Annotated in this window: 13 protein-coding genes; 5 read left to right on the forward strand and 8 right to left on the reverse strand. The window is 57.7% G+C overall.

Going from position 1 to position 12,177, the window contains the following annotated elements; translation table 11 throughout:
• Positions 1-54 precede the first annotated feature (54 nt).
• Positions 55-912, forward strand: a complete 858-nt coding sequence (locus C5F52_RS14755; RefSeq protein ID WP_104799132.1) for an undecaprenyl-diphosphate phosphatase — start codon at positions 55-57, stop codon at positions 910-912.
• Here C5F52_RS14755 and C5F52_RS14760 read toward each other — a convergent pair whose 3' ends face one another.
• The 4 genes from C5F52_RS14760 to C5F52_RS14775 are packed head-to-tail and all read right to left on the reverse strand — an operon-like array spanning position 913 to position 6,094.
• On the reverse strand, positions 913-1,731 hold the full coding sequence (locus C5F52_RS14760) for an alpha/beta hydrolase (protein WP_104799133.1): 819 nt from the start codon (positions 1,729-1,731) through the stop codon (positions 913-915).
• A 5-nt stretch (positions 1,732-1,736) separates the two neighbouring features.
• Positions 1,737-2,564, reverse strand: coding sequence for a proteasome-type protease (locus C5F52_RS14765; protein WP_104799134.1), 828 nt, complete (start codon positions 2,562-2,564; stop codon positions 1,737-1,739).
• Entirely contained in the window at positions 2,561-5,170 is a 2,610-nt protein-coding gene (gene mutS, locus C5F52_RS14770) for a DNA mismatch repair protein MutS (RefSeq protein ID WP_236657883.1), read from the reverse strand. The genes C5F52_RS14765 and mutS overlap by 4 nt, the downstream gene beginning before the upstream one ends.
• A 30-nt stretch (positions 5,171-5,200) precedes the next feature.
• Positions 5,201-6,094: an inositol monophosphatase family protein gene (locus C5F52_RS14775; protein ID WP_104799135.1), complete on the reverse strand. Its 894-nt coding sequence runs from the start codon at positions 6,092-6,094 to the stop codon at positions 5,201-5,203.
• A gap of 104 nt (positions 6,095-6,198) precedes the next feature.
• On the opposite strand from C5F52_RS14775, the gene C5F52_RS14780 reads away from it, so the two are divergent.
• Genes C5F52_RS14780 through C5F52_RS14790 form a run of 3 tightly spaced genes read left to right on the forward strand, consistent with a single transcriptional unit; the run spans position 6,199 to position 8,237 of the window.
• Positions 6,199-7,026, forward strand: coding sequence for an RNA methyltransferase (locus C5F52_RS14780; protein WP_104799136.1), 828 nt, complete (start codon positions 6,199-6,201; stop codon positions 7,024-7,026).
• A 48-nt stretch (positions 7,027-7,074) separates the two neighbouring features.
• A complete protein-coding gene (gene cysE / locus C5F52_RS14785; RefSeq protein WP_104799137.1) occupies positions 7,075-7,845 on the forward strand; it encodes a serine O-acetyltransferase in 771 nt (256 codons plus the stop codon).
• Between the two features lie 2 nt (positions 7,846-7,847).
• Positions 7,848-8,237 (forward strand): hypothetical protein, encoded by a 390-nt coding sequence (locus tag C5F52_RS14790; protein ID WP_104799138.1) that lies wholly within the window; start codon positions 7,848-7,850, stop codon positions 8,235-8,237.
• A gap of 45 nt (positions 8,238-8,282) precedes the next feature.
• On the opposite strand, the gene mog is transcribed toward C5F52_RS14790, so the two are convergent.
• Positions 8,283-8,903, reverse strand: coding sequence for a molybdopterin adenylyltransferase (gene mog, locus C5F52_RS14795; RefSeq protein ID WP_104799139.1), 621 nt, complete (start codon positions 8,901-8,903; stop codon positions 8,283-8,285).
• Entirely contained in the window at positions 8,900-9,574 is a 675-nt protein-coding gene (yjgA, locus tag C5F52_RS14800; protein WP_104799140.1) for a ribosome biogenesis factor YjgA, read from the reverse strand. Before yjgA ends, mog begins: the two co-directional genes overlap by 4 nt.
• A gap of 79 nt (positions 9,575-9,653) precedes the next feature.
• Here yjgA and pmbA point away from each other — a divergent pair, with 79 nt between their 5' ends.
• The gene (pmbA, locus tag C5F52_RS14805; RefSeq protein ID WP_104799141.1) at positions 9,654-11,042 is read left to right on the forward strand and encodes a metalloprotease PmbA; all 1,389 of its coding nucleotides are present in this window, start codon (positions 9,654-9,656) and stop codon (positions 11,040-11,042) included.
• A 384-nt stretch (positions 11,043-11,426) separates the two neighbouring features.
• Here pmbA and C5F52_RS14810 read toward each other — a convergent pair whose 3' ends face one another.
• Positions 11,427-11,873, reverse strand: coding sequence for a GatB/YqeY domain-containing protein (locus tag C5F52_RS14810; RefSeq protein ID WP_104799142.1), 447 nt, complete (start codon positions 11,871-11,873; stop codon positions 11,427-11,429).
• Positions 11,874-11,955: 82 nt separating this feature from the next.
• A complete protein-coding gene (gene rpsU, locus C5F52_RS14815; RefSeq protein ID WP_006296472.1) occupies positions 11,956-12,168 on the reverse strand; it encodes a 30S ribosomal protein S21 in 213 nt (70 codons plus the stop codon).
• Positions 12,169-12,177: the final 9 nt, after the last annotated feature.

A 12,177-nucleotide genomic window follows, 5' to 3' on the forward strand; every position in this document is an offset into this window, starting at 1 on the left:
AGGGTGATTTTAGGCGGGCATACCCTCGATAATTGAGCAAGTTTAAGGAGTTGTATGGATATCGTTTTATTGCTCAAAGCTGCAGCCATGGGTGTGGTCGAAGGTTTGACCGAGTTTTTGCCTATTTCATCGACAGGCCACCTGATCTTGGCTGGCGCGTTGCTGGGCATGGACGATGACAAAGCCAAGGTGTTTGACATCGCCATTCAGACCGGCGCGATCTTTGCCGTGATCATTGTGTATTGGCAAAAGATTTTCAGCACCGTGGTGGCTTTGCCTACGCAGGTCGAGGCCCGCCGCTTTGCATTGAACGTGTTCATCGCCTTTGTGCCCGCCGTGGTGTTGGGCTTGTTGTTTGGTAAGTTCATCAAAGCGCATTTGTTCACGCCCACCGTGGTGGCTAGCACCTTCATCATGGGTGGCTTCATCATTTTGTGGGCCGAAGGCTGGGGCCGTGCCAAGCCTGAGGGCGAAGAAGAGCCAGCAGTTGAGCCAGCGCGCATTGAAACGGTGGAAGCCATGTCGGCTACCGACGCTTTGAAAGTGGGCCTGGTGCAGTGCTTGGCCATGATTCCCGGCACAAGTCGCAGCGGCGCAACCATCATTGGTGGCATGTTGCTGGGCTTGTCGCGCAAAGCAGCGACAGATTTTTCGTTTTATCTGGCCATCCCGACGCTCATTGGCGCGGGTGCGTACAGCCTTTACAAAGAACGCGATCTGCTGAGCATGGCCGATGCGCCTGTGTTTGCCGTGGGCTTGGTGTTCTCATTCATCAGCGCGTGGATTTGTGTGCGTTGGTTGCTGCGCTACATCGCCAGCCACAGCTTCATTCCATTTGCTTGGTATCGCATTGTGTTTGGCATTGTGGTGCTGGCCACTGCGTGGACCGGCACGGTGACTTGGGCGGCTTAATCAGCCAATCAAATTCAGCAGCGCGGTTTCTACAGCCGCCGCTGCCACCAATGGATGCTCCATCGGAAACAGATGCGTGCCATCTATCTTCATCACGCGGCCGTGCGTGACACGACGGCTGAAATCTAAGCCCACTTGTTTCAACTCACGCGATTGCAAGCCGCCAACCAAGGCAGCTTTGCATTTGAGCGGGTGGCGTTTGAAATAGGTTTCCAAATGGTCGGGCAGGCCGTTGTAAATGGCGCTTTCCACGTCGCGGTCAAAGCTCAGCACGCGGCGTGTGCCTTGGGCGGTTTGTTCGTCGTGCGTGCCGTATTTCACATAGTCTTGCAGCACTTGTGGATGCCATTTGGCAAACAGTTTTTTGCTTTGAAAGTGGTCCATCACCTCAGCTTCGCTGGCCCAAGTGGTGCGGCGTTTGCGGCTGATGGCCGCCGGTGAAAACACCTCAGCGCCAGGCACACGCTTGACCGTTTTGAGCAGCTTGGCTTTCCAGCCGCCCAGCATGGGCGAATCGAGCAACACCACGCCACGTACCAGCTCGGGATGCTTGGCAGCGACCATCATGCTGAGGATGCCGCCCAACGAGTGGCCCACCAAAAACACGGGGCCACTTTGCGCAGCCAATGGCGAGGCAAAGTCGGTCAGCTGCTGCACCAAGTGCGGCCAGTTGTCTGTGACGGGGTAGCGTGGGTCGTGGCCAAATTTATCGATGGCCTCTACACGAAAGCCGCGTGCACGAATAGCGTCGAGCATGACGCGGTAAGTGCTGGCGGAGAAGCTGTTGCCGTGCGAGAAAACGATGAGCGGTTGTGTCATGCCGTTCAGATCAGCTTTTCGTCTGGGGTTTGTATTTTCTTCAAGGCTTGCACGCGCTGTGCAGGTTGCAGTAGTGGCGTGGCGGTGGCTGCACCGTCCCACACGGGATCTTCAATGCCGTCAAACACTTCGCGCAGTTTGACGCCCCACGTGTTGTGCATCATTTGGAAATACGGATTGTTTTCGTCAATGCAAACCACCTTGTCGCTTTCAAACTTGTCGGCTTCGTACACCACCATGTCTAAAGGCAAGCCGACTGACAAGTTGGATTTGAGGGTGGAGTCCATCGAGACCAGCGCGCATTTGGCGGCTTCGTCCAGCGGGGTGTCGGGGTGCAACACGCGGTCGAGCACGGGCTTGCCGTATTTGGATTCGCCAATTTGAAAGTAAGGCGTTTCGGCTGTGGCTTCGATGAAGTTGCCGGGCGAGTACACCTGAAACAAACGCATGCCTTCGCCTGCGATTTGCCCACCAAAGATGAGCGACACATTGAAGTCCACGCCCGAGGCTTTGAGGGCCGCGGCATCACGGTCGTGCACACGGCGAATGGCAGCGCCCAAGACGCGCACCGCATCAAACATGCTCTTGGCGTTCCAGATGGTGATGGGTTCGCTTTCGGGTGTGTCTTTGAGTTGCTCGACTTGCAAGATCTCACGCACCGATTGCGAGATGGACAAATTGCCTGCCGACAACAACACCATGAAGCGGTCGCCCGGCTTCTCGTACACGATCATTTTGCGGAAGGTGCTGATTTGGTCGAGGCCCGCGTTGGTGCGCGAGTCAGACAAGAACACGAGGCCCGCTTTGAGTTTGATGCCGACGCAGTAGGTCATAAAAGTTTCTTCAGTTGATACAGGGCGTCCAACGCATCGCGTGGACTGAGTTTGTCGGGGTCGATCTCTGCCAGCTTGGCTTGTAGGGGGCTGGGGCCCACATCGTCTTGCAACGGCGGTGGGGCAAAGAGGTCGACTTGTACCTTCGATGCGTCAGCCCCCGCTTCAAGCGAGGCCAGCGCATGGCGTGCGTGACTGAGTACAGCAGAAGGCATGCCAGCTAAGCGGGCCACTTGAATACCGTAGCTGCGGCTGGCGGGGCCAGGCTGAATTTCGTGCAAGAACACAATGCTCGCGCCACTCTCGGCCGCGCTCACGTGCACGTTCACCGCGGCGCGGTGGTTGGCAGGGAATTCGGTGAGTTCAAAGTAATGCGTGGCAAACAGCGTGAAGGCTTGGGTCTTGTCATGCAAGTGGGTGGCAATGCCGCTGGCCAAGGCCAAGCCGTCAAAGGTGGACGTGCCGCGGCCAATCTCGTCCATCAGCACCAAGCTGTGCGGTGTGGCGGCGTGCAAGATTTGCGCGGCCTCGGTCATCTCGAGCATAAAGGTCGATTGCGCGTTGGCCAAGTCGTCGGCTGCGCCAATGCGGGTGTGGATGGCGTCAATCGGGCCTAAGCGGCAAGCCGTTGCGGGCACATGGCTGCCAATGCTGGCGAGCAGCACGATGATGGCCACTTGGCGCATGTAGGTCGACTTACCGCCCATGTTGGGGCCGGTGATGACTTGCATGCGGTGCAGATGGCCCAGCCGCGTGTCGTTGGCAATGAAGGTTTTGGCTGCGCCGCCAGCCACCACGCCATGCGTTTCAGCCAAGCGGGCTTCCACCACGGGGTGGCGGCCTTGCTCAATTTCAATGCACGGTGTTTTCACAAACTCAGGTGCGCACCAGCCCAGCGTGAGCGAGCGTTCGGCCAAGGCGCACAGTGCGTCGAGCGTGGCCACGGCTTGCGCCAAGCGGGTGAGTGCGGGCACGAACTGCTGCAAGGTGTCGAGCAGTTGCTCGAACAAAAACTTCTCGCGGGCCAAGGCACGTTCTTGGGCGCTGAGGGCTTTGTCTTCAAAGGCTTTGAGCTCGGGCGTGATGAAGCGCTCGGCGTTTTTCAAGGTTTGGCGGCGCGTGTAGTCGGCCGGCACTTTGTCGATCTGGCCTTGCGTGACCTCAATGTAAAAGCCGTGCACCTTGTTGAACTGCACACGCAGGTTGGCAATGCCGGTGCGTTCGCGTTCGCGGGCTTCGAGTTCGAGCAAGAAGCCGTCGCAGTTGTTTTGGATGGCGCGCAGCTCATCCAGGTCAGCGTCGTAGCCGTGGCCGATGACGCCACCATCGCGCACCAAGACGGCGGGTTCGGGCAGCAATGCGCGCTCCAGTAATGCACCGCATTCAGGCGGTACGCCCATGTCTTGTGCGATTTGCGCCAATAAGGGGCTGCTGGGAATCAGCGGCTGAATGCGCAACGCCTTTTGCAGCGCTTGACCTAAGGACACCAATTCACGCGGACGCACTTGGCGCAGCGACACGCGGGCGCTGATGCGCTGCACATCGCCCGAGCCTTTGAGGGCGTCGCGCAGCACTTTGTAGCTTTGGGTGCGGTTGTCTTGCAGGGCTTCAATAGCGGCCAAGCGGTGTATGGCTTGCGTGCGGTCGCGCTCTGGCGAGAGCAGCCAGTTTTTGAGCTGGCGGCTGCCCATGCCCGTCATGCAGGTGTCGAGCAACGAGAACAAAGTGGGTGAGTCTTCGCCGCGCAGTGTTTGGGTCAGCTCTAAGTTGCGACGGGTGGTGAGCGGCAGGTCAATCAGCGCATCGTTGCGCGCCACGTACAGGCCATGCACGTGCGTGAGGGCGCGGCCTTGGGTGTGTTCGGCGTAGGCCAGCAGTGCAGCGGCGGCGGCGTGGGCTTGCACCACGTCTTGTGCGTTCCACGCATTGAGTGACGCCGCTTGCAAATGCTCCAGCAGCTTGCGGCCACCCAAAGCGGCATCAAACTGAAATGCGGGGCGCACTTGAGCGGGCAGGCCAAGGTTGCTGCAAAAGTTTTTCAGCTGTTGCTCAAACGCGGGGCTGACCTCGGCGCTGTAAATGATTTCGCTGGGGGCCACGCGGGCAATCCAGTTGGGCAGCTCTGCTGTCTCACACTCGGCCAAGTGCACCAAGCCTTGCGTGACGCTGAGCCAGGCCAAGCCGCAACCGGCGCGGTCGCTCTGGTGAATGGCCAGCACATAGGCTTCGGTTTTGTCGCTGAGCAAGGCGCTGTCAGTCAGCGTGCCTGGCGTGACCACGCGCACCACTTTTCGCTCGACGGGGCCTTTGCTCGCGCCCACATCGCCCACTTGCTCGCAAATCGCCACGGATTCGCCTAGCTTGATGAGGCGTGAGAGATAGGTTTCGAGTGAATGAAATGGCACACCGGCCATCACCACAGGCTCGCCGTTGGACTGGCCGCGTTGGGTGAGCGTGATGTCGAGCAGGCGCGTGACCTTCTCTGCATCCGCAAAGAACAACTCATAAAAGTCGCCCATGCGGTAGAACAACAGCGTCTCGGGGTGGTCAGCTTTGAGCCCCAAGTACTGCTGCATCATGGGGGTGTGCCCAGACAAATCACGCATCGCAGTGCCTGCCAGAAAGTGTTGAACGAGTTACAGCGGCGCGTCTGGCGCTTGGCGTGAAATGCTCAAAGTCTTGGCTGCTGTGCTGGCCGCGCGCTTGTCGTCTGCGCCTGCAAACTTGGAATATTTTTGCGTGATGGGCACCAACTGTGCGTAGATGCGGGGAGGCGCGGCCAAGCACTCTTCGTGCTCAAGGTAAGGGCCTTCGCCCGTGAAGTTGCTCACCAAGCCACCGGCTTCGGTGATGAGCAATGCGCCTGCGGCCATGTCCCAAGGCTTCAAACCGAGTTCAAAGAAACCATCGCTAAAGCCCGCGGCCACATAGGCCAAGTCAAGCGCAGCAGCACCGGGGCGGCGCAGGCCAGCGGTGCGTTGCATGATGTCGCCCATCAGGCTGAGGTATTTGTTGAAGTCGTCACCGGGACGGAACGGAAAGCCCGTGGCCAACAAACACTCTTCCAAGCGGGTGCGCTTGCTCACGCGAATGCGGCGGTCGTTCATGAACGCGCCACGGCCTTTGGTGGCGGTGAACAAGTCGTTGCGGGTGGGGTCGTAAATGACGGCTTGCTCTAAGCGGCCTTGCACTTGCAAGGCGATGCTCACGCAGTAGTAGGGGAAGCCGTGGATGAAGTTGGTCGTGCCATCGAGTGGGTCGATGATCCAGATGTGGTCGGCGTTGGGGTTGCCGTGCATGGTGCCTGACTCTTCGGCCAAGATGCCGTGGTCGGGGTAGGCGGTGAGCAGGGTCTCGATGATGATGCGTTCGCTGTTTTGATCAACTTCAGTCACAAAGTCGTTCACTTGCTTCTGTGAAATACGAACAGCTTCCACGTCGAGCGCGGCGCGGTTGATGATGGCGCCTGCGGCGCGTGCAGCCTTGACGGCCACATTGAGCATGGGGTGTACAGAAGAAGAGGACGACATAGATTTTGTGAAGAGCTGGCCTTGGCAGACCGAAGATGAACGCCCGGCGATGCGGGCGGCGACAATGGGGCAGATTTTACGCGCTAAGACTTACAAAACCATCTATGAAAACCCGCTTCATCCTAATAAACACCAGCCACGCCGGCAATGTGGGGGCCACGGCCCGCGCCATGAAGGTGATGGGTTTCACCGATTTGGTGCTGGTTGCGCCCCGTTGGGACAACGTGCTGCGCCGTGAAGAGACCATCCAGCGTGCCAGCGGCGCTCTAGACGTGCTGGCCAATGCCCGCGTGGTGGCCACCTTGGATGAAGCGATTGATGGCCTGCACCACCTGTGCGCCACTGCCATGACGCCCCGCGACTTTGGCCCGCCCACTTTGGAGCCGCGCCCCCACTTTGCCGCCTTGGCAGCCGAGCACAAGCAGAACGCCGACTTTGGCGTGGGCTTTTTGTTTGGTTCCGAACGCTTTGGCATGCGCAACGAAGACGTGTACCGCTGCCACACCTGCCTGCGTATTCCGACCAACCCACAATTCGGTTCGCTCAATTTAGGCGCTGCCGTGCAGGTGTTGGCCTATGACTGGCGGGAGGCGATAGGCGGCTTGGCCAGCATGGCGCAAGAGGTGTTAGAGCTCTCATCGACGGAGGATGCGGCTTCGCTCAAAGCGAGCACGGCTGACGCACTTGGTAGTGGTATCGGCAGCGGTGCAGTTTTGGCCGATGTCCAACAGCTTGCAGGCTTGCTCGATCACTGGCAACAGTCGCTGACGGACATTGGCTTTTTAGACCCAGAAGCGCCGAAGAAACTCATGCCTCGCCTGAACCAGTTGTTCAACCGCGCGCAGGTGACGCAAGAGGAAATTCACATCTTGCGTGGCATTGCCAAAACCATGTCGCAAGCTGCCAAAACTGCGGACCAAAAACAAGCCTAAAAATGCAGCCCCAAAAGCATCTATTCAGGCAACGATAATCACGCCACTATGTTTTCACGCCTACGCTCTGATGTTCAATGCATTTTGGACCGCGACCCCGCCGCTCGAAGCCGCTGGGAAGTGCTGACTTGCTACCCCGGCTTGCATGCGGTGCTGCTGCACCGCTTGGCGCATGGCTGCTGGAACATCGGCTTCAAGTGGTTGGGCCGCTTTGTTTCTCACATCTCGCGCTGGTTCACCGGCATTGAAATTCACCCCGCCGCCAAGATTGGCGACCGCGTGTTTTTCGACCACGCCATGGGCGTGGTGGTGGGCGAGACCGCCGAGATTGGTGACGGCTGCACGATTTACCAAGGCGTGACCTTGGGCGGCACCTCGCTCTACAAAGGCGAAAAGCGCCACCCCACGTTGGGTAAAGACGTGGTGATTGGCGCAGGCGCCAAAGTGTTGGGCGGTTTCACCGTGGGCGACGGTGCCAAAGTGGGCAGCAATGCTGTGGTGACCAAGCCCGTGCCTGCAGGCGCGACCGCAGTGGGCAACCCCGCACGCATCATCCAAGCCGAGACCGATGCCAAGCGTGAAGAAGCCGCATCCAAGATGGGCTTCTCAGCCTATGGCGTGACGCAAAACGACGACCCTGTGAGCCAAGCCATGCGTGGCTTGATTGACAACGCTACGTCACAAGAACACCAAATTGCTTTGTTGTGGAAAGCCATTGAACAGCTCTCTGCAGGTCAAGCCAAACCCGATTGCGTGCCTACAGATGCTGCTCGACAAGAGCACTTTGAGGCGGCACGCATCAACCAACTGTTGGATTGACGATGCGTTTTTTGAATGTGTACCCCAAGCGCTTGTGGGCGACTTTGAATCCTGTTGGGGCTTTTGAGGGCCAGTTCACGTTTGACTTAGAGCAATACGGTTTGGTGACCAGTGACATCGTGTGTGATGTGACGGTTTGTGAAGACCCGCTGATGGTTGGGCAGTGGAAGATCCTGGTGAAGCCCATGTTTGACGTGGAGATGCCGCACTTTGACAAGTTTGTGGACACGCTCAATCACTATGTGTTTGAGGTGTTGCAGTTCATGCCTAGCCGCAGCGCACCTGGCAACGATCTGCCGATGGTGAAACTATTTTTTGATGGCATCTACTTTGATATGTCGGGTGATGAGCCGGTTGTGCAAAAGATCGGTGCAGGCAGCACCCAGAAGTAAAAAAGCCCGCTGAGTCAGCGGGCTTTTTTGTGGGCGTGTGTTGCGTCACACGCGTTTAGATTTCAACGCGGTCTTAGGACGCCAGCCTTTGCAAAACGCATCGCGCGTTTCAATGTACGGTCCGCCAATCAAGTCGATGCAGTAGGGCACCGCAGCAAAGATACCGTCCACCACTTGTTTATCCTCTGCGTCTTTCAAACCACCCAAGGTTTCTTGGATGGATTTGGGTTGACCGGGCAAGTTGATGATGAGGCACTCGTCACGAATCACCGCCACTTGGCGTGACAGGATGGCGGTGGGCACAAATTTCAAACTCACTTGGCGCATTTGTTCGCCAAAGCCTGGCATTTCTTTGTGGGCCACGGCCAATGTGGCTTCAGGCGTTACATCGCGCTTTGCGGGGCCTGTGCCGCCGGTGGTCAGAACCAAGGCGCAACCGGCATCCGCCAATTCAATCAGCGCTTGGCTGATGGTGGCTTGTTCGTCGGGAATCAGGCGCTCGACGTATTCAATCGGGTTGTACAAAGCATGGCCCAACCAATCGCGCAAAGCGGGCAGGCCTTTGTCTTCGTAAGTGCCGCTAGAGGCACGGTCGCTGATGGACACGATGCCAACCTTGATGGTGTCGCAACGGGCATCTGGGGTAGGCAAGGTGGAGTCTGTCATGGTTTGTAGCTTTCTTCGTCGTCATCGGGCGTGTGCAACACATCGTCCACGAGGTTGAACTGCTCTTTGATGAGCTGGAAAATTTCGCGGAACGCGCGGCTTTGGCGTGGCAGCAAACCTTTGGCAATGTCGGCTTTGGTGGTGACGTCATCCTTGCGTGCTTGACGCACCAGTGCACGCAGCTGCTGACTGTCGGTGCTGGGGTATTCGTTCATCCACTCTTGCAAGGCTGCGTCGTCTGCCATCAGGCGATCACGCCAGCTTTCGGCCAGGTGCAGGGCCAAGGTGTCTTTGGTGCTGCCCATGCGTTGCTCGTTGAGCGCGTCTTTGACGGCCTCCACAGATTCTTCGCTGAGCTTGCGCATGAGCTTGCCGACAAACTGCATTTGACGGCGCTTACCTTCAAAGTTGGTGATGCGGCGGGCTTCGGCCAGTGCTTCTCGCAGCAGGTCGGTGATGTGGCCTTGGGTGTTCAGGCGGTCCATCAACTCAGTGCGCAGTGTCAGCAGCTCGACGCCCAAGTCTTGGCGGTCGTCGCTGTCTTTTTTGCGGTCGGTGCGGCTCAGGCCCTCAGTGCCTTTGAGTTCGGCTTTGAGTTCGAGGTCGAGTTCGCTGCCTTCGGCCACAAACTGGCCTCGGACAAAGTAACCTTTTTTGGGTTTACGTGACATAAATTGGGGAGCTTTAAATAGGTCGGTTTGCCCTTCAACACAAAGAGCAAACGCAGTGGCCAGTATCATAGCCTTCGATATGACCAAAGCCTCTAAAACCCAAGCCTCATCCCACACGCCTGCCCAAGGTTTCAGCTACAGCCGCGAGCACTTCGAGTCGCTCGTCGATGCAGCCCTGAAGCACGCCAAAAAGCTGGGAGCCACTGATGCGGGGGCCGATGCGTCTGAGGGCTGCGGTTTGAGCGTGTCGGTGCGCAAAGGCGAGCTAGAAAACGTGGAGCGCAACCGCGACAAATCATTGGGTGTGACGGTGTACTTGGGCCACCGCCGAGGTAATGCCAGCACGTCTGACTTCTCGCAAGCCGCGATTGAGCGCACCGTGCAAGCGGCCTACGACATTGCCCGCTTCACCGCCGAAGACCCCGTGGCTGGCTTGCCCGACGAAAAAGACATTGCCACCCACCACCCCGATTTAGATTTGTTCCATCCTTGGAACATCACCAGCGCTGATGCTGCCACGCTTGCCCTGCGTTGCGAAGCCGCGGCCATGCAAACCGACAAACGCATTACCAACAGCGAAGGTGCTGCGGTGTCGGCGCAACAAAGCCATTTCTTCAGTGCCCACACTCATGGTTTTCGAGGTGGCTATGCCAGCTCACGTCACACCATTTCGGTGGCGCCCATTGCGGGTAAGGGCGACGGCATGCAACGCGACGCGTGGTACAGCTCCATGCGCGATGCCCATGAGTTGGCCTCACCCGAGTCCGTCGGCCGCTACGCAGCCGAGCGTGCCTTGAGCCGCTTGAAATCTCGCAAGATTGCCACGATTGAATGTCCTGTGTTGTTTGAAGCGCCCGTGGCCGCTGGTTTGCTGGGCGGTTTTGTACAAGCCGTGAGCGGCGGTGCGTTGTACCGCAAGAGCACCTTCTTGCTCGATTCGTTGGGGACCACGGTGTTCCCTAAACACATTGATATTTCAGAAGATCCGTTTGTCATGCGTGGCAAAGGCAGCTCGCCGTTTGACGACGAAGGCGTGACCGTTCGCGCACGTCGTGTGGTGGATGCTGGTCGCGTAGAAGGTTATTTCCTCAGCAGCTACACCGCCCGCAAACTGGGCATGCCCACCACGGGTAACTCAGGCGGCTCGCACAACTTGGTGATGTCTTCACGCCTCACACAAAGCGCAGACGACCTCGATGCCATGCTCAAAAAACTAGGCACCGGTTTGTTTGTGATCGAGCTGATGGGCCAAGGCGTGAACTACGTGACGGGCGACTATTCACGTGGAGCCAGCGGCTTTTGGGTGGAGAACGGGCGCATTGCTTATCCTGTGCAAGAGATCACCATCGCGGGCAATATGAAAGACATGTTCCAAGGTATTGAGGCCATTGGCTCGGATGCTTACACGATGGGTGCTAAGACGATTGGTTCTGTGCTTATCAATCGCATGAAGGTGGCTGGCAGTTAATTTGCTGCTTTTGCGGTTCGTTGCGATTTTGATTTTGTAGTTTGTCTCTGCGCGAATGCGGTGTGGCGTAACTGCCCTAGGCTCCTCTTCGCTGCGCTCAGAATGTCGCTACGGACAGTCACGCCAAACCGCATTCGCTTTAGGCGCTCTGCATGAGCTTTGTCGCTGCGCTCAAAGCCCTTACTTCGACAGCACTAGCTGGCGCGAAACCGCTAAGCACACACAAACCGCTGTTGAAGGGGTTAGGCCCCCGCAATCCGTAGCGACATTCTGAGCGCAGCGAAGAGGAGCCTAGGGTTGTGGGGGCCTAGCCCCTTCAACAGTAAGAGCAGGGGAGTCCTTCCCCCTCAGCCACAACAGTTAGACAAGGGCAGCGGCTAAGCCTTAGCCCGCCAACGCAGCCTTCACAGCAGCAGACACCAGACCCATATCAGCCTTGCCCGCCAACTGCGCCTTCACAGCGCCCATGACCTTGCCCATGTCACCAGCACCCGTGGCGCCCAGTTCAGCCACGATGGCTTTCACAGCAGCGGTGATTTCTTCGGCGCTCAAACGCTGAGGCAAATACACCTCCAGCACTTTCATTTCGGCGCTTTCGATGTCAGCCAAGTCTTGGCGCTGTGCTGATACATACGCAGCCACCGAGTCCTTGCGTTGCTTGATCAGCTTGTCCACGATGGCGATCACCATGACGTCGTCCAGCTCCACGCGCTCGTCAACTTCTTTTTGTTTCATTGCGGCTTGCAGTAGGCGGATGGTGCCCAAGCGCACGCTGTCTTTGGCGCGCATGGCTGTTTTCATGTCTTCGGTGATTTGTGCTTTGAGACTCATGGTGTGTTCCTTGGGAGAAAAGTTGTTCGAAAAAAAAGCCCGCTGAGGCGTCCCTAGCGAGCTTTTTCGGGGCAGAGGCTGCTTAGTACAGCTTCTTGGGCAACTGCATGCTGCGGATGCGCTTGTAGTTGCGTTTCACGGCTGCTGCTTTTTTGCGTTTACGTTCAGCGGTTGGCTTCTCGTAGAACTCGCGAGCGCGCAAGTCGGTCAACAGACCCAATTTTTCAATGGTGCGCTTGAAGCGACGCAGAGCGACGTCAAACGGTTCGTTTTCTTTTACACGGATGGTGGTCATTACCAAAAT

The organism is Limnohabitans sp. TS-CS-82 (assembly GCF_002943475.1).